The 20,016-nt window shown below is 71.8% G+C and carries 22 protein-coding genes and 1 riboswitch; of the genes, 11 read left to right on the forward strand and 11 right to left on the reverse strand.

Annotated features, from left to right (window positions below):
* Window positions 1-89 precede the first annotated feature (89 nt).
* The 4 genes from ABZ453_RS04560 to ABZ453_RS04575 all read left to right on the forward strand — a co-directional run bounded on the left by ABZ453_RS04560 (window position 90) and on the right by ABZ453_RS04575 (window position 5,718).
* Complete coding sequence (locus ABZ453_RS04560; RefSeq protein ID WP_359011487.1) at window positions 90-2,552, forward strand: SpoIIE family protein phosphatase; 2,463 nt, start codon at window positions 90-92, stop codon at window positions 2,550-2,552.
* A gap of 33 nt (window positions 2,553-2,585) precedes the next feature.
* Window positions 2,586-3,815 carry a SpoIIE family protein phosphatase gene (locus tag ABZ453_RS04565; RefSeq protein ID WP_359011490.1) on the forward strand — a complete coding sequence of 410 codons (1,230 nt, stop codon included), beginning with the start codon at window positions 2,586-2,588 and terminating at the stop codon, window positions 3,813-3,815.
* 84 nt (window positions 3,816-3,899) lie between these two features.
* Entirely contained in the window at window positions 3,900-4,892 is a 993-nt protein-coding gene (locus ABZ453_RS04570) for an alpha/beta fold hydrolase (protein ID WP_359011492.1), read from the forward strand.
* A gap of 94 nt (window positions 4,893-4,986) precedes the next feature.
* On the forward strand, window positions 4,987-5,718 hold the full coding sequence (locus ABZ453_RS04575; protein ID WP_359011494.1) for a lysophospholipid acyltransferase family protein: 732 nt from the start codon (window positions 4,987-4,989) through the stop codon (window positions 5,716-5,718).
* Window positions 5,719-5,786: 68 nt separating this feature from the next.
* Here the strand turns inward: ABZ453_RS04575 and ABZ453_RS04580 are convergent, their stop codons facing one another.
* The 8 genes from ABZ453_RS04580 to ABZ453_RS04615 form a co-directional block, all read right to left on the reverse strand.
* Window positions 5,787-7,385, reverse strand: coding sequence for an alpha/beta hydrolase (locus ABZ453_RS04580; RefSeq protein WP_359011496.1), 1,599 nt, complete (start codon window positions 7,383-7,385; stop codon window positions 5,787-5,789).
* 131 nt (window positions 7,386-7,516) lie between these two features.
* Window positions 7,517-8,275 (reverse strand): urease accessory protein UreD, encoded by a 759-nt coding sequence (locus ABZ453_RS04585; protein ID WP_359011498.1) that lies wholly within the window; start codon window positions 8,273-8,275, stop codon window positions 7,517-7,519.
* The gene (ureG, locus tag ABZ453_RS04590; RefSeq protein ID WP_359011500.1) at window positions 8,272-8,949 is read right to left on the reverse strand and encodes an urease accessory protein UreG; all 678 of its coding nucleotides are present in this window, start codon (window positions 8,947-8,949) and stop codon (window positions 8,272-8,274) included. The genes ABZ453_RS04585 and ureG overlap by 4 nt, the downstream gene beginning before the upstream one ends.
* 76 nt (window positions 8,950-9,025) lie before the next feature.
* Window positions 9,026-9,700: an urease accessory UreF family protein gene (locus ABZ453_RS04595; RefSeq protein WP_359011502.1), complete on the reverse strand. Its 675-nt coding sequence runs from the start codon at window positions 9,698-9,700 to the stop codon at window positions 9,026-9,028.
* Entirely contained in the window at window positions 9,700-11,421 is a 1,722-nt protein-coding gene (locus tag ABZ453_RS04600) for an urease subunit alpha (RefSeq protein WP_359011504.1), read from the reverse strand. The genes ABZ453_RS04595 and ABZ453_RS04600 overlap by 1 nt, the downstream gene beginning before the upstream one ends.
* A complete protein-coding gene (locus ABZ453_RS04605; protein WP_133047602.1) occupies window positions 11,414-11,725 on the reverse strand; it encodes an urease subunit beta in 312 nt (103 codons plus the stop codon). Before ABZ453_RS04605 ends, ABZ453_RS04600 begins: the two co-directional genes overlap by 8 nt.
* 14 nt (window positions 11,726-11,739) lie before the next feature.
* On the reverse strand, window positions 11,740-12,042 hold the full coding sequence (locus ABZ453_RS04610; RefSeq protein WP_010355509.1) for an urease subunit gamma: 303 nt from the start codon (window positions 12,040-12,042) through the stop codon (window positions 11,740-11,742).
* A gap of 89 nt (window positions 12,043-12,131) precedes the next feature.
* On the reverse strand, window positions 12,132-12,782 hold the full coding sequence (locus ABZ453_RS04615) for a TetR/AcrR family transcriptional regulator (protein ID WP_359011507.1): 651 nt from the start codon (window positions 12,780-12,782) through the stop codon (window positions 12,132-12,134).
* A gap of 113 nt (window positions 12,783-12,895) precedes the next feature.
* Between ABZ453_RS04615 and ABZ453_RS04620 the strand changes: the two genes are divergently transcribed.
* Window positions 12,896-13,897, forward strand: a complete 1,002-nt coding sequence (locus ABZ453_RS04620) for an ABC transporter permease (RefSeq protein ID WP_359011509.1) — start codon at window positions 12,896-12,898, stop codon at window positions 13,895-13,897.
* Window positions 13,898-13,963: 66 nt separating this feature from the next.
* Here the strand turns inward: ABZ453_RS04620 and ABZ453_RS04625 are convergent, their stop codons facing one another.
* The gene (locus ABZ453_RS04625) at window positions 13,964-14,242 is read right to left on the reverse strand and encodes a type II toxin-antitoxin system Phd/YefM family antitoxin (protein ID WP_133047599.1); all 279 of its coding nucleotides are present in this window, start codon (window positions 14,240-14,242) and stop codon (window positions 13,964-13,966) included.
* Window positions 14,243-14,330: 88 nt separating this feature from the next.
* Between ABZ453_RS04625 and ABZ453_RS04630 the strand changes: the two genes are divergently transcribed.
* The 4 genes from ABZ453_RS04630 (at window position 14,331) to ABZ453_RS04645 (ending at window position 16,939) form a co-directional block, all read left to right on the forward strand.
* A complete protein-coding gene (locus ABZ453_RS04630; protein ID WP_359011512.1) occupies window positions 14,331-14,966 on the forward strand; it encodes an ATP-dependent Clp protease proteolytic subunit in 636 nt (211 codons plus the stop codon).
* 7 nt (window positions 14,967-14,973) lie between these two features.
* Window positions 14,974-15,282, forward strand: a complete 309-nt coding sequence (locus ABZ453_RS04635) for a hypothetical protein (protein ID WP_240864825.1) — start codon at window positions 14,974-14,976, stop codon at window positions 15,280-15,282.
* 337 nt (window positions 15,283-15,619) lie between these two features.
* Window positions 15,620-15,833, forward strand: a riboswitch (cyclic di-AMP (ydaO/yuaA leader).
* Between the two features lie 3 nt (window positions 15,834-15,836).
* On the forward strand, window positions 15,837-16,310 hold the full coding sequence (locus ABZ453_RS04640; protein ID WP_133047596.1) for a C40 family peptidase: 474 nt from the start codon (window positions 15,837-15,839) through the stop codon (window positions 16,308-16,310).
* Between the two features lie 80 nt (window positions 16,311-16,390).
* The gene (locus tag ABZ453_RS04645) at window positions 16,391-16,939 is read left to right on the forward strand and encodes a DUF6328 family protein (protein ID WP_359011514.1); all 549 of its coding nucleotides are present in this window, start codon (window positions 16,391-16,393) and stop codon (window positions 16,937-16,939) included.
* Between the two features lie 49 nt (window positions 16,940-16,988).
* Here ABZ453_RS04645 and ABZ453_RS04650 read toward each other — a convergent pair whose 3' ends face one another.
* Window positions 16,989-17,444 carry an ATP-binding protein gene (locus ABZ453_RS04650; protein ID WP_359011516.1) on the reverse strand — a complete coding sequence of 152 codons (456 nt, stop codon included), beginning with the start codon at window positions 17,442-17,444 and terminating at the stop codon, window positions 16,989-16,991.
* A gap of 212 nt (window positions 17,445-17,656) precedes the next feature.
* Here ABZ453_RS04650 and ABZ453_RS04655 point away from each other — a divergent pair, with 212 nt between their 5' ends.
* A complete protein-coding gene (locus ABZ453_RS04655) occupies window positions 17,657-18,517 on the forward strand; it encodes a helix-turn-helix transcriptional regulator (protein ID WP_359011518.1) in 861 nt (286 codons plus the stop codon).
* A 10-nt stretch (window positions 18,518-18,527) separates the two neighbouring features.
* Window positions 18,528-18,755 carry a DUF397 domain-containing protein gene (locus ABZ453_RS04660; RefSeq protein ID WP_359011520.1) on the forward strand — a complete coding sequence of 76 codons (228 nt, stop codon included), beginning with the start codon at window positions 18,528-18,530 and terminating at the stop codon, window positions 18,753-18,755.
* A gap of 62 nt (window positions 18,756-18,817) precedes the next feature.
* Here the strand turns inward: ABZ453_RS04660 and ABZ453_RS04665 are convergent, their stop codons facing one another.
* Complete coding sequence (locus tag ABZ453_RS04665) at window positions 18,818-19,945, reverse strand: 8-amino-7-oxononanoate synthase (protein WP_359011522.1); 1,128 nt, start codon at window positions 19,943-19,945, stop codon at window positions 18,818-18,820.
* Window positions 19,946-20,016: the final 71 nt, after the last annotated feature.

Consider the following 20,016-nt stretch of genomic DNA (forward strand, 5'->3'; position numbering starts at 1 on the left):
ACCCCCACCCTTGGCGCGTCCCTGATGCCCGAAGGGTGAAGATTGAGTCAAGAGGTGGTAGACCACTCTCAGCGACAGAGAGGTCGGCCGTGGGCACTCACGAGGAGCAGCATGTCGCCGGTCAGCGGTTCGACGTGGCCGATGCCGCGCCCCTGCTGATCGACTCGGACGGCGTGGTGCGCAGCTGGACCCGGGACGCCCAGCGGCTGCTGGCGTACTCGGCCGCCGAGGTGGTGGGCACCGGCGTCGGCGGTCTGCTGGCCACGGAGGACGCCGAGCGGATGCCCGAGCTGGCCGAGCGGTGCCGCAGGGACGGCGGGTGGGCCGGGCTGCTGACGGTCCGGCGCAAGGGCGGCCGGGCGGTCCGGGTCATGGTGCGCATCACTCCCGCGGTGGAACCCGGCGGCGCGGCCCGCTGGCTGGTCCTGCTCTCCGACGTGGCCGCCGGGGCACGCGGCTGGGACATGAGCCGTACGGTGCTGGAGCAGATGGTGACCGGCTCCCCCGTCGGCATAGCGATCGTCGACGTGAACCTGCGCTGCGTCTGGTCGAACGCGGCGCTGGAGCAGTTCGGCGGCGGTTCGGCCCGGGACCGGCTGGGGCGGCGGCTGGCGGAGATCCAGCCGGGCATCGACTCCGAGGCCATCGAGGCGCAGATGCGGCGCGTGCTGGAGACCGGCCGGCCGGTGGTCGGATACGAGCACGTCGGCCAGGTGCGCTCGGCGCCGCACCGGGAGACGGCGCACATGATGTCGTTCACCCGTCTCGAGGACGACGGCGGCCATCCGATGGGCGTCTACTACACCGTCGTCGACATCACCGACAAACACCGCGCCCGGCAGCGGCTCGCCCTGCTCGACCGGGCAGGCGAGCACATCGGCCGCACCCTGGACATCACCCGGACCGCCCAGGAGCTGGCGGACGTGGCCGTGCCGGAGCTTGCCGACTTCGTCGCCGTGGACCTGCTGGAGTGGGTGCTGCGCGGCGCGGAACGCGCTCCGGGGCCGCTCGGCGACCAGCAGCGGGTGTCGTTGCGCAGGGCCGGCCAGCAGTCGGTGAACCCGGGCGTTCCGGAGGCCGTCGTCGCGATCGGGGAGGTCGCCACCTACCTCGCCGGTTCGCCGCCGGTCCGCTCGCTGGCCACGGGCGTCTCCTGGCGCGAGGAGCGGCTGGACCCGCTGGCCAAGGAGTGGGCCACCGACACAGCGGGCGACCGCTCGGCCACCTTCCTCGACCTGGGTCTGCACAGCGTGATGATCGTGCCGGTCCGGGCGCGGGGCGTCACCCTCGGCGTCACCAGCTTCTTCCGGCGGGGCCGGCAGGAGCCCTTCGACGAGGACGACCTGAGTCTGGCCGAGGACCTGGTGTCACGGGCGGCCGTCTGCGTGGACAACGCCCGCCGTTACACCCGCGAGCGGGACGCGGCCCTGGTCCTCCAGCGCAGCCTGCTGCCGCACCGGCTGCCCGAGCAGGACGCGGTGGAGGTGGCCGCCTGCTACCGGCCGGCCGACGAACTGACCGGGCTCGGCGGCGACTGGTACGACCTCATCCAGCTCTCCGGCGCCCGGGTCGCCCTGGTCGTGGGCGAGGTGCCGGGCCACGGCATCGACGCCGCCGCCGCGATGGGACGGCTGCGGACCGCCGTACGGACCCTGGCGGCGCTGGACCTGCCGCCGGAGGAGGTCCTCGCGCACCTCGACGACCTGGTGGCGAGCACCGCCCGGGAGGAGGGGGACGAGCCGGGGGCTGCCGGCCTCCAGGCCGTGGGCGCCGGGTGCGTGTACGTCGTCTACGACCCCGTCGACGGGCAGTGCACCATGGCCGCGGCGGGCCATCCCGCGCCCGCCGTCGTACTGCCCGACGGCTCGGTCACGTTCGTGGACCTGCCGCAGGGTTCGCCGCTCGGCGCGGGCGGCCCGCCCTTCGAGGCCGTCGAGCTGGCGCTGGCCGAGGGCAGTGTCCTCGCCCTGCACACCGACGGGCTGCTGGCCCGTGAGGAGCGCGACTGGGCGGTGGATCCCGACCGCGACCGGCTGCGTCTGGCGCTCGCCCGGCGCGCCGCCTCGCTCGACCTGACCTGCCGGGCCGTGGTCGACGCGCTGGTCCCCGTCCGCCCGCACGACGACGTGGCCCTGCTGATGGCGCACACCCGCCTGCTGGGCGCCGACCAGGTCGCCGACTGGGACCTGCCCGGCGACCCGGCGATCGTGGCCGCCGCCCGCAAGGAGGCCGCCCGGCAGCTGGCCGAGTGGGGCCTGGACGACCTGGTCTTCACCACGGAACTCGTGGTGAGCGAGCTGGTCACCAACGCCATCCGGCACGCGGAGGGACCGATCCGGCTACGGCTGATCCGCGAGCGCGCCCTGATCTGCGAGGTCTCCGACGGCGGGGCCACGGCCCCGCATCTGCGTCATCCGCGCACCACCGACGAGGGCGGCCGGGGACTGCTGCTGGTCTCCCAGTTCTCCCAGCGCTGGGGCACCCGCTTCGTGCCCGAGGGGAAGGTCATCTGGGCCGAGCAGTCCCTGACCCAAGCATCACCGGACGTGTGAAAATAGCCCAAACCCGGCAGTGAGGCGGACGCCATGAACCAGGCCGAGATCGACTATGCGGCGGTGTTCCAGTGCCTGCCGGGGATGGTGGCGCTCCTGACGCCCGAACTGGTCTACGCCGACGCCAACGAGGAGTTCCTGCGCAACGCCGGGCGCACCCGCGCGCAGGTCGTCGGCCGTTATCTGTTCGACGTCTTCCCGGACAACCCCAACGACGACGGGGCGACCGGCATGCGCAACCTGGCCGCCTCGCTGCAGCGCGTGCTCGACACGCGCGAACGGGACACCATGGCGCTCCAGCGCTACGACGTCGAGGATCCCGACCGGTCCGGGCAGTGGGAGGAGCGCTACTGGAGCCCGGTCAACGCGCCGGTGCTCGGCCCCGGCGGCAAGGCGGTGCTGCTGGTGCACCGGGTCGAGGAGGTCACCGAGCTGATCAAGGCCCGCGGCGGCCCCAGTGGCACCAGGGCCCGCGTCCTGGAGGCCGAGCTGTACACCCGCGCCCGCGAACTGCAGGAACTCAACGAACGGCTGCGCCAGGCCCACGCCCGTGAGCGCGAGGTCGCCCTCGCCCTGCAGGAGGCGATGCTGCCCGCCCACCGGCAGGTCGGCCATCACGCCGCCGCCGTGCGCTACCGGCCCGCGGTCGGCGCGCTGAACGTGTGCGGGGACTGGTACGACCTCGTCGATCTCGTCGGCGGCAACCGCGTCGGCGTGGCGGTGGGCGACGTCGTCGGGCACGGACTCGCGGCCGCCGGGGTCATGGGCCAGCTGCGCAGCGCGCTGAGCGCGGCGTCCCGGGTGGCCGTCGGGCCCGCCGAGGCCCTCAACGTCCTGGGCCGGTACGCGCACGTGGTCGACGGCGCCGAGTCCGCGACCGTCGTCACGACGTTCATCGACTTCGACGCCCACACGATCACCTACAGCAGCGCGGGCCATCCGCCGCCGGTGCTCGTCCACGCCGACGGCCGCGTGGAGTTCCTCGACCAGGCGACCGATCCACCGCTGGACGCCCGCCCCGACCCGTTCCCCCGGCCGGAGGCCCACACGACCTACGACCACGGCGCCACCCTCGTCCTGTACACCGACGGCCTCGTCGAACGCAGACGCGAGGACATCGACACCGGCCTGGCCCGCCTCGCCGACTCCCTCCGCAAACACCGCGAGGAGGACCCGGAACGCCTCGCGGACTCGGTGCTGCTGGAGCTGCTGCCGCCGGGGGGCGCGACCGACGACACCGCTCTGGTCATCGTGCGGCTGTGAGGGGCGACGGTGTCGCCATGTACACCCCCGACCGGGTGGACAGGGCGATGGTGGGGCGGCGCGGGCGTTCGTAGCGTCGTAGCCATGACAGCCAACGAGAACCTCAACACACCGGCCACGCACAGCAGTTCGCCGTCCCGTCGGCGCGCGCTGCGGGGGCTCGCGGTGGCGGCCGGGGGCGGAGCCCTCGCGACGGGCCTGGGCAGCGGGACGGCCCGGGCGACCGGCAGGGCGGGCGTGCGGACGTACGTCCTGGTCCACGGAACGCACAGTGCCGGCGCCTTCTGGACCGCGATCGGACGGGAACTGACGCTGCGCGGTCACCGGGTCGTCGCGGTGGACCAGCCCCTGCACGGCACCGAGAAGTTCATCCCGAGGGCCTACCAGACCCAGGACCTGCGGGCGCTGGCGACGGAACCCTCACCGGTCGCCGCGCTCTCGCTGGACGACTTCGAACGCCGGGTGACCCAGGCGGTACGGCGGGCCGCGCGGCTCGGCGGGCCCGTGGTGCTCGTCGGACACAGCATGGGCGGGCTCTCGGTGAGCCGGGTCGCCGACGCCGTGCCCGAACTCCTCGCCCGCATCTGCTACATGGCCGCCTTCTGCCCGAGCCGCAGCATGCCCTCCCTCGACGACTGCGCGTCCTCGCCCGAGGGACAGCAGGCCATCACCCCGCTCCGAATGGCGGGCGATCCGGGGACGTTGGGCGTGCTGCGCCTCAACTGGCGTACCGCGGACCGCCGGGAGCTCGCCGTGTTCAAGGAGATGATCTGCGCCAATTACTCGGACGCCGGGTTTCTGCGGGTGCTCGACGGCATGCAGACCGACGAGTCGATGACGGCGTACGGCGACCGGGCGGTGGGACGCGCGGGCGCCTGGGGGCGGATCCCGCGTACCTACCTGCGGTTCGGCAAGGACAGGACGGTGGCGACGGCCCTGCAGGACCGCATGGTCGCGGAGGCCGACGCGCTCACCCCGCACAACCGTTTCACGGTGCACGATTTCCCCGATTCCGGCCACCTCGGTCCCGAAGATCCCGCACGTGTCACGGACGTCCTCCACGGCCTGCCCCTGTAGCCCCCGCTCCTCTACACTGGCAACCCCACAACACGCCGGTTGACCTGCCAGAACTCGGCGGCTGAGGCGATCCGCCGGAGTGAGGAGCGACCCCTTGTTCTACTACGTGCTCAAATACGTGTTGCTGGGACCTCTGCTGAGACTGGTCTTCCGGCCTCGCATAGAGGGACTCGAACACGTCCCGGACTCGGGCCCGGCCATCGTCGCCGGCAACCACCTGTCCTTCTCGGACCACTTTCTGATGCCGGCCATGCTCAAGCGCCGCATCACCTTCCTGGCGAAGAAGGAGTACTTCACCGGCCCCGGCATCAAGGGCCGGCTGACGGCGGCCTTCTTCCGCAGCGCCGGCCAGATCCCGGTCGACCGCACCGGCAAGGAGGCGGGCCAGGCGGCCATCCGCGAGGGCCTGGGGGTGCTGCGCAAGGGTGAGCTGCTCGGCATCTACCCGGAGGGCACCCGCTCGCACGACGGCCGCCTCTACAAGGGCAAGGTGGGGGTCGCGGTGATGGCTCTGAGGGCCCAGGTGCCGGTGATCCCCTGCGCGATGATCGGCACCTTCGAGGCCCAGCCGCCCGGCAAGGTCATCCCCAACCTCCACCCCGTCGTCATCCGCTTCGGCAAGCCCCTGGACTTCTCCCGCTACGCCGGCATGGAGAACGAGAAGGCGATCCTGCGGGCCATCACCGACGAGATCATGTACGCGATCCTGACGCTCTCCGAGCAGGAGTACGTCGACGAGTACGCGGCCGTCGTCAAGGCGCAGCAGACCGAGGCCGACGGGGCCGCGGACAAGGAGCGCCGGTTCCCGCGCATGCCGCTGGGGTGAGACGCGTCGAGCACGGGTGAGGGGCGGCCGGAGTGTTCCGGCCGCCCCTCACGTCGTACAGCTGCCGGTTACGGCTTGGGCGTCGCGTGCGGGGTGCACGTGACGTCCGCGGCGTCCAGCTTGCCGCTCAGCAGGTAGGCGTCCACCCGCTGGTTGATGCAGGGGTTGACCAGGCCGGTCACACCGTGCGAGCCCGCGTCCTTCTCGGTGATCAGGCGGGAGCCCTTGAACCGCTGGTGCAGTTCGACGGCGCCGTCGTAGGGGGTGGCGGCGTCACGCGTGGACTGCACGATCATGACCTGCGGCAGACCCTTGTGGGTCTTCACGTTCACCGGGGTCTGCTGCTTGACCGGCCAGGTGGCGCACGGCAGGTTCATCCAGGCGTTGGCCCAGGTCATGAACGGGTAGTTCTTGTTGAGCGCGGTGTTGTCGCGGTCCCACTTCTTCCAGCTGGTGGGCCACTTGGCGTCGGTGCACTCGACGGCCGTGTAGACGGCGTTGCCGTTCTCCGAGGTGATGTTGCCCGCGGTGTCGGACATGTCCGGGGCGGCCGCGTCGACGAGCGCCTGGGTGTCGCCGGCGAAGTACTTGCTGAACACCGTCGCGACCGGCACCCACGAGGAGTCGTAGTACGGGGCGCTCTGGAAGAAGGAGATCAGCTCGGCCGGGCCGACGACCCCGCCGATCGGGTTCGCCTTGGCGGTGGCGCGCAGCTGGAGCCACTTCGCCTGGACCGCGGCACGGGTGGTGCCGAGGTGGAAGGCGGCGTCGTTGGCGGCGACCCAGTCCTCCCAGTCCTTCCAGCGACCCTCGAAGGCGACGTCCTGGTCCAGGTTGGCCTGGTACCAGATCTTCTCGCGCGAGGGGTTGACGACGCTGTCCACGACCATGCGGCGCACGTGGCCCGGGAAGAGCGTGCCGTAGACGGCGCCGATGTAGGTGCCGTAGGAGACGCCCAGGTAGTTGAGCTTCTTCTCGCCGAGCGCGGCGCGGATGACGTCCAGGTCGCGCACGGTGTTCGGCGTGGTCATCTGCGCCAGCATCGCCTTGCCGGTGCGTTCGGCGCAGCCCTTGGCGTACTCGGCGGCCAGCTTGCGCTGGGCCAGCTTGTCGGCCTCGCTGTCCGGCACCGGGTCGGCCTTGGGCGCCTTGACGAACTCCTGCGGGTCCTCGCAGGAGATGGGCGCGGAGTGGCCGACGCCGCGCGGGTCGAAGCCCACGAAGTCGTAGGCCTTGGCCACATTGGCCCACACGGGGTTCTTGTTGGTGACGCGGGTCGGGAAGCGCATGCCGGAGCCGCCGGGACCGCCGGGGTTGTAGACGAGGGCGCCCTGGCGCTCCTCCTTGGTCCCCGTGTTGCCGATGTGGTCGACCGCGAGCTTGAGCTGCTTGCCGTACGGGTGCGCGTAGTCGAGCGGGACGCTGACCCAGCCGCACTGGATGGGCTTGGCGAAGCCCCAGTCGGCGGGGCAGTCCTGCCAGTCGATGCCGGCCTTGGCGGCCCGCGCGGCGGCGATGGCGGCGCCCTTGGCCTCCCGGTCCTGGCCGTACTGTGCGCTCGCGCTCGCGGTGGGCGCCACGACCGCGCCGGCCATGAGCGTCGCCGTGACGAGCGCTCCGGCCGAACCGAGCACCGTCGTCCGCCTGTTCGGTCTGAAAACCCTCAAGTGAGGTCCTCCCCCTACATCTATTCGATTGACAGGGGGATCCTCGCGGCTGTGAGCTGCCTGGGAACAGGGGTCGTTGACCTTCTTTACCATTCCGATAACCGGGGACGGGTGTCCCGCTGAGCGGATACTCAGGCCACCAGGCCCAGCGCCTCGTCCAGCACCCGCCGCAACCGCAGCGCGTCCCCGGCCACGGCACTCACCAGTACGGCGGGCCCGGCGAGCGGTGCGACAACGGCCCCCTCCCCCAGCACCCGCGCCGGTACCGGCCGCGCCTCGAACTCCGGCCGCACTACGACCAGTTGCCCCACGGCCCGGTGCCCGCCCAGCACGGCCGGGCCGTCCCATCCTCCCGGCGCCCCGGGTCCGCAGGCCAGTTCCTGATCGAGTACCACCCGCCCCCCGACCCGCACCGTGAGACGGCTGCTGGACCGCCCGGGTTCCTCCCCCACCCGCCCGAGCACCTGCTCCTCCCGCAGCACGAGCCGCCCCCCGGTCCCGACCTCGACGCGTGTCCCGACCCGCAGCTCGCTCCCGCCCGCGGAGATCAACTGCTCGGGCAGCCACTGAAGTTCCGCCCCGTCGGCCACCCTGAGCCGCACGTCGTAGCGCGCCTCGCCCTTCGCCTGCCCCGGCAGGGCGATGGTGGCCGCGGCCGACTGGACGCGAAGCCGCGCGCCTTCCTCGACGTCCGCCTCCACGGTGAAGTGGTCTCCCCCGAGCGGCCCGCTCATCGCCCCGACGAGCATGACGCGCGCCTCGCTGCCGCTGCCCCGGGTCCGCCGCAACGCCAGCGGCCCCTCCCCCTCCAGCACCGGCAACGACGTACCGCCCCTGCCGTCGGCCCGCGCGACGATCCGAGCGGTGGCCCGTACCCCGCTCACGCTCACGCCGACCACGCGGCGAGCTGCCCCCGCACCCAGGCGGCGACGTCCCCGACGCCCGCCTCGCTTCTCAACGACTGGAACACCACCGGCAGTTCGACCCGCTGCGCCTTGGCGTCCGCGGCCATCCGCTCCAGATCGGAGCCCACGTACGGCGCGAGATCGGTCTTGTTGACGACGAGCAGGTCGGCGGTGGTGACACCCGGCCCGCCCTTGCGCGGGATGTCGTCCCCGCCCGCGACGTCGATCACGAAGATCTGCGCGTCCACGAGCCCCTTGGAGAAGGTCGCGGTGAGGTTGTCCCCACCGGACTCGACCAGGATGAGATCGAGCGGACCCACCTCGTCCTCGAGGTCCTCGACGGCCTCCAGGTTGGCGGAGATGTCGTCCCGGATGGCGGTGTGCGGGCAGGCGCCCGTCTCCACGGCGCTGATCCGCTCGGGCGGCAACACGGCCTCCCGGAGCAGGAACTCGGCGTCCTCGCGGGTGTAGATGTCGTTGGTGACGACGGCGAGGGACAGCTCGTCGCGCAGCGCGCGGCAGAGGGCGGCCACGGTCGCCGTCTTCCCGGATCCGACGGGCCCACCGAGCCCGATCCGCAGAGCACGGCGCGCTCCGTCGGGCCGGCGGGCGTCGGCGCTGACGGCGGAGGGACCGTCGTGGGAGTGGTCGAGGTGCATGGGTACGGCTCCAGGGGGGATATGGGGGAAACGGGGGTACGGGGATGAAGGGCGGGCCGCGAGGCGAACTCGGCGGTTACGAAGCGAACAGGCGCACAGCCCAGGCCGCGTGTGCCTCGGCACCGATCTCCAGCAGGGGCGCCGAGCTCGCCGGCAGCGCGTCGGCCCCGTCGTCGACCACCCGCCGAGCGGCCTCCGCCGCCCGGTCGACGACCAGGTCGAGTTCGGGTGCCAGTCGGGCGAGGACTCCGGTCGCGTCGAAGGGGTTGAGGCTCAGCAACCGCACCGTCGCGCTCGCCGGCCCGCTCACACTCTCGTAGGCCGCGCAGTAGGCGGCGTCGACGGGCTCCAGTCCGGCCGCCCGAGCGGCGAGCCCCAGCACCACGGGCTGATGTGCGCCCTTGGGGAACTGCCGTGCGACGGCGTCGAGTTCGTCCGAGGGCCAGGTCGCCCGGGCGGCGCGCATCAGCTGTCGGCCGAGTCTGCGCGCGGCGAGGCGCAGGGCGGGGGAAGGCGTCCGCGCGTCCGCCGCCGCGTCCAGCTCGCCCGGGGCCACGCCGAGGACGGCGGCGGCGGCCAGGGCGGCGGCGACCAGCCCCGCCGTGTGCAGGCGCCCCCGGCAGAAGTCCTCCAGGCTCGCGGCGCCGGTGACCCGCCCCGCCTTCACGGCCGCCTCCGCCCCGCCGGAGTGCGCGTGCCCTCCGGCGGGGAACCGCCCGTCGGCCAGAACCAGTAGTGCGGCCCTGGACATCAGAACAGGAAGTAACGCTGGGCCATGGGCAGTTCGGCGGCCGGAGTCGCCTCGACGAGTTCGCCGTCGATGTGCACGGCGAAGCTGTCGGGATCGACCCTCACCCGCGGCCGCGCGTCGTTCTCCCGCATGTCCGCCTTGGTCACCCCCCGCGTCGACTCGATGGCGACGAACCGCTTGCCCAGCTGCAGCCGCTCCGGCAGCCCGTCCTCGATCGCCAACGGCGCCACGAAGTTGAAGGAGTTGGCGGCGGGGGCCCGCCCGATCGCGCCGTACATCGGCCGGGGCAGGATCGGCTGAGGCGTCGGGATGGACGCGTTCGCGTCGCCCATCTGCGCGTACGCGATCTGTCCGCCCTTGAGCACGAGATGCGGCTTGACCCCGAAGAACGCGGGTTCCCACAGCACCAGGTCGGCGAGCTTCCCGCTCTCCACGGAGCCGATCTCCCGGGCCAGTCCCTGGGCGAGCGCGGGGTTGATCGTGTACTTGGCGACATAGCGCCGTACCCGGTGGTTGTCCGCCCGTCCGTCGCCGGGCAGCGCGCCCCGGCGCCGCTTCATCACGTGCGCCGTCTGCCAGGTGCGCAGGACGATCTCGCCGACCCGGCCCATGGCCTGGGAGTCGGAGGAGATGATGGAGATGGCGCCCAGGTCGTGCAGGATGTCCTCGGCGCCGATGGTCGAGGGCCGGATCCGCGACTCGGCGAAGGCCAGGTCCTCCGGGACCGCCGGGTTGAGGTGATGGCACACCATCAGCATGTCGAGGTGTTCCTCGGCGGTGTTGACGGTGTAGGGGCGGGTCGGGTTCGTCGAACTCGGCAGTACGTGCGGCTCGGAGACCACGGTCATGATGTCCGGCGCGTGCCCGCCGCCCGCGCCCTCGGTGTGGTAGGCGTGGATGCCGCGGCCGTTGATCGCGGCCAGCGTGTCGCCGACGAAACCGGCCTCGTTGAGGGTGTCGGTGTGGATGGCGACCTGGATGCCGGTGCGGTCCGCCACCGTCAGCGAGGCGTCGATGACGGCCGGGGTCGAACCCCAGTCCTCGTGCAGCTTCAGGCCCAGCGCGCCGCCCCGGATCTGCGACAGCATCGCCTCGTGCGAGACGGTGTTGCCCTTGCCGAGGAAGCCGATGTTGAGCGGGTACTGCTCCATCGCCTCCAGCATGCGCGCCAGATGCCACGGTCCGGGTGTGACCGTCGTCGCCTTCGAACCCTCGGCCGGGCCCGTGCCGCCGCCCACCAGGGTCGTGATGCCGGCGGACAGCGCCTCGTCGGCGATCTGCGGGCAGATGAAGTGGACATGCGCGTCGACCGCGCCTGCCGTCAGGATCCGCCCGTTGCCCGCGATGACCTCGGTCTCCGGGCCGATGACCAGGTCCGGGTGGACCCCGTCCATGGTGTCGGGGTTGCCCGCCTTGCCGATCCCGGTGATCCGGCCGTCGCGGATGCCGACGTCGGCCTTGACGATGCCCCAGTGGTCGACGATCACCGCGCCGGTGATGACGGTGTCCGGTGTGCCCTCCGCGCGCGTGGCTCGGGACTGGCCCATGGACTCGCGGATGACCTTGCCGCCGCCGAACACCGCCTCGTCACCGGCGAGTCCGGGACCGCCGGAACGATCCTCCTCGATCTCGACGACCAGATCGGTGTCGGCGAGCCGGATGCGGTCGCCGGTGGTGGGGCCGAACAGGTCGGCGTACGCGGCACGGGAGATCTCAGGCATCGAGGGCACCTCCGGTCTGCCCGCGCAGGCCGGGAACGATCCGAGCGCCGCTGATCGGGACGAGTTCGACGTCCACGGGGATGCCGGGTTCGAAGCGCACGGCCGTACCGGCGGCGATGTTCAGACGCCTGCCGTGCGCGGCGGCGCGGTCGAACTCCAGGCCGGGGTTGGCCTCGGCGAAGTGGTAGTGGGAGCCGACCTGGACGGGGCGGTCGGCGGCGTTGAGGACGGTCAGCCGGGTGACCTCGCGGCCCTCGTTGTAGACGATCGGGTCCTCGGCGAAGAGGATCTCTCCGGGAATCATGGCGGCCCTCCCCGTCAGACGATCGGGTCGTGGACGGTGACGAGCTTGGTGCCGTCCGGGAAGGTGGCCTCGACCTGGACGTCGTGGATCATCTCGGGGATGCCCTCCATGACGTCGTCGCGGGTGAGGAGTTTGCGCCCGGAGGCCATGAGTTCGGCGACGGTGCGGCCGTCGCGCGCGCCTTCGAGGATGTGCGACGTGATGAGGGCGACCGCCTCGGGGTGGTTGAGCTTCAGGCCGCGCGCCCGGCGCTTCTCGGCCACGTCGGCCGCCACGTGGATGAGCAGCCTCTCTTGCTCGTGCGGGGTCAGTTGCACGTCCCACCTCACAGTCCTCGCTCCGGGCCCGTGCGGGGCCCGGTCGCCGCAGCCACGGGGCAAAGTCCCTGGTGGCGTGGATCGGCAGGCTAGTTGGACCGCGTTTCAGGCACGTTAACCGCGCTGTGATCCCGCACGCTCGTCAACGCCCGTAGACCGTCCCCCAGGATCTCGGCGGGCGCCGGGCCGAACAGGGCCTGCTGGGCGATGAAGCCCATCGCGGTGGCCATCATCGTGCGGGTCACATGGTCGGGGGAAACGTCCGACCGCATGATCCCGGCCTCCTGGTAGGCGGCGACGATCCGCGACCAGGTTTCCTGGACGGCGCCGTAGCCCTCGCGCAGCACGACCGCCAGGTCGTCGTTGCGCAGAGTCTCCGCCCACACCTGGATGACCAGTCCCGGGAACGCGGGCCGGCCGTCCACGGTCAGGTCCTCCTTGGCGGCCAGGACGCGGCCGAGGACCGACGTCACGAGGAGGTCGGGCGGCGGGGGCGGGCTGCTGCGGGCGGCCTCCTCGAAGCCCCCGCGCACCTGGGCGAGCACCTCGCGCACGATCGCGGCGATCAGCTCCTCCTTGCCGCTGAAGTAGCGGTACACGGCCCCGGCGGACAGGTCGACCTCCTTCAGCACGTCCTGCATGGACGTGGCGTGGAAGCCGTTGCGCGCGAAGCAGCGCGCCGCGCCGTCGAGGATCTGCCGGCGGCGGGCGTCGAGGTGTTCCTGGGATACGCGGGCCATGGCTCCAAAGTAAAACGAACATTCCTTCTTGACAAGAGAACGCGGCGGAGAGACGGTGGTGGTGCCGCTAAAACGAACGATCCTTCTTTTTGCAGACTCCGAAAGGTGCCCCCATGTCCGCCACCCGCACCAGGCCCCCCGTCCGCCGCCTGATTGCGGTCGTCGTGCTCGTCCCGGTCCTCGCCGCCCTCGCCCTGTGGGCCTTCGCCTGGCCGGCCGCCCGCACCGCGCCGCGCGACCTGCCGCTCGGCGTGGCCGGACCGGCCGCGGCCACGGCCCAGGTCGAGCAGCAACTGACGCGGCACAAGGGGGCGTTCGAGATCCACCACTACGCCGACGAGGCCGCCGCCCGTCGCGCGGTGGAGGACCGGACCGTATACGGAGCGGTCGCCGTCACCCCCCGGGGCCCGGAGCTGCTGACCGCCTCGGCCGCGAGCCCGGTCGTCGCGCAGCTGCTGCAGCAGGCGGTGGCCCGGCAGGCACCGGCGGGCACCCCGATCCGGACCGTGGACGTGGTTCCCACCCCGGCGAAGGACCCGCGTGGCGCGGTCCTGAACTCCAGCGTGCTGCCGCTCGCCCTGGCCGGGATCGCGGCCGGCGCAGTGGTGAGCCTGCTGGGCCTGCGCGGCGTCCGTGCCGTGGCCGCGCTGGTCGGTGCCGCCGCCCTGGTGGGCGCGGCGGCGGCCGGCATCGCGCACAGCTGGCTCGGGGTGCTGACCGGGGACTGGTGGACGGAGGCCGGTGTGCTGGCTCTCGCGACGCTGGCCGTGAGCGCCGCGGTCGCGGGACTCTCGGCGCTGCTCGGGCAGGCCGGCATCGCACTGGGCGCGGGGGTGGTGATGCTGCTCGGCAACCCGTTCTCGGGCGCGGCCTCGGCGCCGCGGCTGCTGCCCGAGCCGGTGGGCATGATCGGCCAGTGGCTGCCGCCGGGCGCCGGCGCGACCCTGTTGCGCTCGGTGTCGTACTTCGACGGCGCGGCGGCGACCGGTCCCGCGCTGACCCTGGCCTTGTGGGCCGCGCTGGGTCTGGGCGCCGTGCTGCTCGGCAGCGCGCTCGGGAAGCGCACCCCTGCCACCGAGGCGGCCGCCGGGCGGGAGCTCGCCCCGGTGGGCTGACCGCGCACCCCGGAACCGGCCGTGCGCCCCGCCGTAGCGGACGGGGCGCACGGTCTTTCGTGTGCCCTAGGAGGCGCCCGGCCCCCGGTGGTGCGCGGCGATGCCGAAGCGCTGTTGTTCGCGGGGAGCGGACGTCACCTCGCGCACCGAGGAGACCGCGCTGATCACCTGCTCGTCGGCGGGTTGGTCGAGCGCGTCGAGCCGCTCCAGGTCGGCGGCGGAGACCAGGGCGACGAGGGGTTTGCCGTGCCGTGTCACGACGACGCGCTCACCGCCGTACACCACCCGGTTGATCAGGTCGGCGAGTTCAGCCCTGGCTTGCGTCACCGGAATCTCGTAGGCCATACCCCCATCATAACGTCACGTACATCCTGTACATTTTTTACAGAGACAGCTCGGCGAGAGATCGCTCTGCCGCGAGGAGGGGTATGCCATGACCCGACCGTCCGCCCGTTACGTCCTGCCCGAGTTCACCGAACGCACGAGCTCCGGGCACAGGACGATGGATCCGTACTCGAAGCTGCTGGAGGAGCGGATCGTCTTTCTCGGAACGCAGATCGACGACACCTCGGCGAACGACGTGATGGCGCAGTTCATGCACCTCGAGTACCAGGACCCGGACCGGGACATCGCGCTGTACATCAACTCCCCGGGCGGCTCGTTCACCGCGATGTCGGCGATCTACGACACGATCCAGTACGTCGGCTGCGACGTGGAGACGGTCTGCCTGGGCCAGGCCGGTTCGTCCGCCGCCGTGCTGCTGGCGGCCGGCACCCCGGGCAAGCGCGCCGCGCTGCCGGGCGCCCGGGTGGTGCTCCACCAGCCGGCGCTCTACGAACCGGTGCAGGGTCAGGCCAGCGATCTGGCCATCCAGGCCGCGGAGTTGACCCGGACGCGGGCCCGGCTGGAGGAGATGCTGGTGCGGCACACCGGGCGCAGCCCGGAGCAGGTGAGCGCGGACATCGAGCGGGACAAGATCCTCGACGCCCCGGGCGCCCTGGCGTACGGACTGGTGGACCGGATCATCCCCAGCCGCAAGGACACCCTCGCGCCGCCCAGCGGGCGGTGAGCGGCCGGTGCTGCCACCCGAACTCCCTCCGCTGCCCGCGCTCACCCGCGCGGAGGGCGAGCTGATCGACCGTTATCTCGACGTCGTCGACCTGCTGGGCCGGATCAACCCGGCGCACCACGGGGACACCTACCGCGGACTGCGTGCCGCCCAGGCGCTGGTGGCCAAGGCGGCCGAACTGCGCGACGCGCTCGCCCTGATGCACCAGCGCGGCGAGACGGAGCTGCACGCCGAGACGCTGGGGCGGGCGCTTCGGGTGCTGGACGGGGAGCGGCGCACGGCCCGCGTCACCGTGCCGCCGGACTCCGCCAGTTGACGTGCCCCCAGGAGTGCGGACGCCCCGGCCGGGTCGCGGGGCGTCCGCACCGGGGTTGAAACGGACCAAAAGGCGTACCCCCCTTTGGAGTAGACGCGGATCCTTTTTCGCGACCGTTCCAGTTGCGCAACGCGCGTAGCCTCAGGGCGGAATGGGACATTCCATGCCTGGTCCGAGCCTCCTCGGGGTCGTCTACCCCGCCTCGAACACAGGGGTGTCCACCCGAACGGGTGAGTGGTGAGTAACAACACAAACCCCCGATTCCATTGGGATTTTCGGACATCCGTGAGTCAAGATCCCTGTCTGACGACAAGCCCCCGCCACAGCGGCGGGGCGGTCCGGGCGGACGCCGAGTCCTGCCGCCGCCCGGATGACCGGTCGACAGGAAGTGGATCGGCAGGAGTGGAGGACCCAGGCACGACGGGTCGCCGGGACGGTCACGCCATGACCGAGCCCGAGCAGCCCTTGGGGTGAAGCCGCGTCAGCGGCCGGGCAACTTCGCCAGCCCGAATCCGACAGGTCATCCTTCACAGGCGGCTGACGAAGGGTTGCGCATGACTGCGCTCAATCGTGTCCCGTCGCTGATGGTCCGGGCCGGTACGGCCTCGGCTCTCACCCTGGCCGCCGTGGGCGGCTCCGTCGTGATCCCGGGCGTCGCATCCGACGCCGCGGCCGCGACGCCGGCGACGAAGGCGCTTCAGGTAGCGGCGTCCAAAAAGGGTTCCCCGTACAAGTGGGGCGCCACCGGACCTCGCCGCTTCGACTGCTCGGGCCTCACGCTGTACTCGTACAAGGCTGCGGGCAAGAAGCTGCCCCGTACGGCGGCCCAGCAGTACAACAAGACCCACCACATCTCCGCGAAGAGCCGCAAGGCCGGAGACCTCGTGTTCTTCCACTCGGGGTCGAACGTCTACCACGTGGGCATCTACGCCGGGAAGGGGAAGATCTGGCACGCCCCCAAGACCGGGGACGTGGTGAGGCTGCAGAAGATCTGGACCAAGAGCGTCTGGTACGGCCGGGTCAGCTGACTCTCCCGTGGGGCGGCGGCGGACCTGACCCGACGCCGCCCCACGGGCCTGACGGGGGCCGGAGTGGTTACCCGTACCCGATGGACCACCACCATCCGTCCGCGCGCAACGAGACCCCGCTGGAGCGCGCCGACCGCAACTTCGTCGAGCTGCTGCAGGAGCTGCGCGTCACCCAGACCGGCGTGCAGATCCTCTTCGCCTTCCTGCTCAGCCTGGCCTTCACCCAGCGCTTCACCTCCCTCGACGCCTTCCAGCGCGCCACGTACGTCACCACGCTGCTGCTGGCGGTCCTCGCCGCCGCGCTGTTCACCGCCCCGGCAGCGCTGCACCGCTCGCTCTTCCAGAAGGGCGCGAAGCCGCTGATCGTGCAGGTCTCCTCACGACTGGCGACCGTCGGCATGAGGGTGCTCGTTCTCGCGTTCACCGGATCGGTCCTGCTGGTGGTGGACGTGACCACGGACCTGACCGGCGGGCTGGCGGCGGGAGCGGCGACCCTGCTGGTGTGCGTGGGGCTGTGGGGGCTGCTGCCGCGTCTGGTGCGTCGGGCCGCGCGCTCGCAGACCGGCTCGCGGCCCCTGGCGGCGGGGACCGAGGACGCGGAGGACCGGGAGATGGCGCACCGCTCGTAGAGGGAGCCGGGGCTGTAAGGACCGGCCGTGGAGACGCCGCCGGGGGGTTCTACGGCTCCTGCTGCCCCGCCGTGACGGGCTGCGCCGGTACGGTCCACGGGAGCTCGATGGAGACCGTCTTGCCGCCCTCCCTGGTGGGCCGGACCAGCAGTCTGCCGCCGCACTCGGCGGCCAGCCAGCGGATGATCACCATGCCGCGGCCGTTGTCCTGCTGCACGGCGGCCGGCAGCCGCTTGGGGAAGCGCGGATGGCTGTCCGTGACCCCGATCCACAGGTGTTCGTCACGGTCGAGGCGGATGTCCACCGTGAAGGTGGGGGACTGACCGAAGGTGTGCTGTACGGCGTTGGTGGCGAGTTCGGAGACGATCAGGCGGATGGTGTCGGCGATCTCCGTTTCGGCGGCCAGCCCCCACTCCGCCAGGGTCGTGACGACATAGCCGCGGGCCGCGGAGACCGAGGCCGGCTCGCTCGGCAGAGTGACGGATGCTTCCAGATGGTCTGCCATGACGACGTCGTCCCTTTCCCACGGGACCGGAGTCCGACACGGAGCGGATGGTTCGAGTACGGTCCCGGACTGGTGCTTCTTCGCCAGACTGCCATTACCGCGCCGGTCACGGTGCCGATCCACCAAGATATGCATATATCTGTCGCTCAAAGCGGTGAACTCTGCGACGAGAGACCGTATTTGGGTGGCCCGGAAGGAGTAAGGAGTAGCGCATGCTGCACGGTCCCGCGGTGCGCCGTCGGAAGCTGGGCACCGAACTGCGATCGTTGCGCACGAGCGCGGGGCTCACCAGCGGTGAGGCGGCCCGGCTGGTGGGCTGGCACCAGTCGAAGGTGAGCCGTATCGAGACCGGCTCCAGCGGGGTGAAACCGGCCGATGTGCGGTTACTCCTGGACGCCTACGGTGTCGCCGACTCCCAACTTCGGGAGTTGCTGCTGGTCTTGGCGGGGTCCGACGAGGGCGCGGGCCGGCATCACTGGTGGCACGCCTACCGGGGGGTGCTCCCGCCGACCTACCGCGACTTCATCAGTCTGGAGTCCCAGGCGAGCGCGATGCGCACCCTGGAGACCTCGGTCGTGCCGGGGCTGTTGCAGACGCCCGAGTACGCGCGGGCGGTGACCCGGGCCGCCGTCGGCGGTCTGGACGACGAACGGCTGGACGCGCTGGTGGAGGTGCGGCTGGCCCGGCAGGACGTGCTCAGGTCGGATCCGCCACTGGAGCTGAGCGCGATCCTCGACGAGGCGGTGCTGCACCGGGAGATCGGCGGCCCGGACGTCATGGCCCGCCAGCGGCAGCGGCTGATGGAGGCGGCGCGGCTGCCCCAAGTGCGGCTCCAGGTACTGCCGTTCACGGCCGGGGCCCATGTGGGCATCACCGGGCCTTTCGTAATCTTCTCATTTTCGAGCACTTCTGATCTGGATGTGGTTGTTCTCGACCACTTGACGAGTAGCCTCTACCTCGAACGGAAAGAAGACCTCCAGGCCTATACGGAGGCCTTCAACACCCTTCGGATCCACGCCCTTTCGCCCGAGGACTCGTTGGATTACCTCGCCGGTCTGGATGACGGCGCGTAAGGAGGCACCCATGACCGCACTGCCTCGGACCCTTCCCACCAGCACCGACCTGCACGGCGTGCGATGGCTGCGCAGCAGCTACAGCACGGGAGCGAACAACTGCGTCGAGACGGCACTGCCGCGCTCCGGCCCGGCGGCCGGCCTGCTCGCGGTGCGCGACTCCAAGGACCCGGCCGGACCCGCGCTGCTCTTCTCCCCCGAGAGCTGGGCGGAGTTCACCGCCGCGTTCCGGCCGTAATCACCTACTGAACAGTTTCTGATCGGTTTTGATCGGATGAGGCTCGGCCGTGTCACGCCGACTCATGGTCGCGTTTCCCCGATCACCCGTACAGCGTGTTCCACCTGCGCCTCGGAGAGGTCCGCGCGGGCGGTGAGCCTGAGCCGGGAGATGCCGTCGGGCACGGAAGGAGGACGGAAGCAGCCCACGGCGAGGCCTGCCGTACGGCAGTCGGCCGCCCACCGCACGGCCCCCTCCGGGGACGTCGCGCGCACCGAGACGACCGCGGCGTCGGGACGTACGGCCTCATGACCCGCGGAGGTCAGCCGTGCGTGCAGTTCGGCGGCCACCTCACGGGCCCGTGCCGCCCGCTCCGGCTCACCGCGCAGCAGCCTCAGCGCCGCAAGTGCCGCGCCCGCCGCCGCGGGGGCGAGGCCCGTGTCGAAGATGAACGTCCGGGCCGCGTTGACCAGATGGTCGATGACCCGGGCCGGGCCGAGGACCGCTCCGCCCTGGCTGCCGAGCGACTTGGACAGCGTGACCGTGACCACCACGTCCTCGGCGCCCGCCAGGCCCGCCGCCTGCGCGGCACCCCGGCCGCCGTCGCCCAGGACGCCGAGTCCGTGGGCGTCGTCGACCACCAGACCGGCACCGCGCTCCCGGCACGCGGCGGCGTACGCGGCCAGCGGGGCGGCGTCGCCGTCGACGGAGAACACCGTGTCGGACACGACGACCGCGGGGCCCTCACCCGTCCGCAGCGCCTTGCGCACCGCCTCCGGGTCGGAGTGCGGCACCACCTGGGTGACGCCCCGGGCCAGTCGGCAGCCGTCGATCAGCGAGGCGTGGTTGCCCGCGTCGGAGACGATCAGCGAGCCGTGCGGGGCCAGCGCGGTGACGGCGGCGAGATTGGCCGCGTAGCCGGAGGAGAAGACCAGCGCCGCCTCGAAACCGCAGAACCCGGCCAGCTCCCGCTCCAGCTCGGTGTGCAGTTCCGTGGTGCCGGTGACGAGCCGGGAGCCGGTCGAGCCGCCGCCCCAGGTGCGCGCCGCCGCGGCCGCCCCCTCTGCGACCTCGGGGTGATGGGCCAGCCCCAGGTAGTCGTTGCTCGCGAGGTCCAGCAGCGGCGAGTCGGCCGGACGTGGCCGCAGGGTCCGTACGAGTCCGGCGCGGCGGCGCAGCTCCGCCTGCTCGTCGATCCAGCCGAACGCCATGGCTCCTCCGGGGATTTTGTAGGCAGTGAACAGACACTAATCGCACCGGCCGCACCCCATGGTGTGGCAAT

Source organism: Streptomyces sp. NPDC005799, assembly GCF_040630525.1.
Classification (GTDB): domain Bacteria; phylum Actinomycetota; class Actinomycetes; order Streptomycetales; family Streptomycetaceae; genus Streptomyces; species Streptomyces griseorubiginosus_B.

Bases quoted from the DNA above. Each gene is read 5' to 3' on its own strand.
- ABZ453_RS04565 (WP_359011490.1), top strand. From the start codon at position 2,586: ATGAACCAGGCCGAGATCGACTATGCGGCGGTGTTCCAGTGCCTGCCG.
- ABZ453_RS04570 (WP_359011492.1), top strand. From the start codon at position 3,900: ATGACAGCCAACGAGAACCTCAACACACCGGCCACGCACAGCAGTTCG.
- ureG (WP_359011500.1), bottom strand. From the start codon at position 8,949: ATGCACCTCGACCACTCCCACGACGGTCCCTCCGCCGTCAGCGCCGAC.
- ABZ453_RS04595 (WP_359011502.1), bottom strand. From the start codon at position 9,700: ATGTCCAGGGCCGCACTACTGGTTCTGGCCGACGGGCGGTTCCCCGCC.
- ABZ453_RS04600 (WP_359011504.1), bottom strand. From the start codon at position 11,421: ATGCCTGAGATCTCCCGTGCCGCGTACGCCGACCTGTTCGGCCCCACC.
- ABZ453_RS04605 (WP_133047602.1), bottom strand. From the start codon at position 11,725: ATGATTCCCGGAGAGATCCTCTTCGCCGAGGACCCGATCGTCTACAAC.
- ABZ453_RS04615 (WP_359011507.1), bottom strand. From the start codon at position 12,782: ATGGCCCGCGTATCCCAGGAACACCTCGACGCCCGCCGCCGGCAGATC.
- ABZ453_RS04620 (WP_359011509.1), top strand. From the start codon at position 12,896: ATGTCCGCCACCCGCACCAGGCCCCCCGTCCGCCGCCTGATTGCGGTC.
- ABZ453_RS04625 (WP_133047599.1), bottom strand. From the start codon at position 14,242: ATGGCCTACGAGATTCCGGTGACGCAAGCCAGGGCTGAACTCGCCGAC.
- ABZ453_RS04630 (WP_359011512.1), top strand. From the start codon at position 14,331: ATGACCCGACCGTCCGCCCGTTACGTCCTGCCCGAGTTCACCGAACGC.
- ABZ453_RS04640 (WP_133047596.1), top strand. From the start codon at position 15,837: ATGACTGCGCTCAATCGTGTCCCGTCGCTGATGGTCCGGGCCGGTACG.
- ABZ453_RS04645 (WP_359011514.1), top strand. From the start codon at position 16,391: ATGGACCACCACCATCCGTCCGCGCGCAACGAGACCCCGCTGGAGCGC.
- ABZ453_RS04650 (WP_359011516.1), bottom strand. From the start codon at position 17,444: ATGGCAGACCATCTGGAAGCATCCGTCACTCTGCCGAGCGAGCCGGCC.
- ABZ453_RS04655 (WP_359011518.1), top strand. From the start codon at position 17,657: ATGCTGCACGGTCCCGCGGTGCGCCGTCGGAAGCTGGGCACCGAACTG.
- ABZ453_RS04660 (WP_359011520.1), top strand. From the start codon at position 18,528: ATGACCGCACTGCCTCGGACCCTTCCCACCAGCACCGACCTGCACGGC.
- ABZ453_RS04665 (WP_359011522.1), bottom strand. From the start codon at position 19,945: ATGGCGTTCGGCTGGATCGACGAGCAGGCGGAGCTGCGCCGCCGCGCC.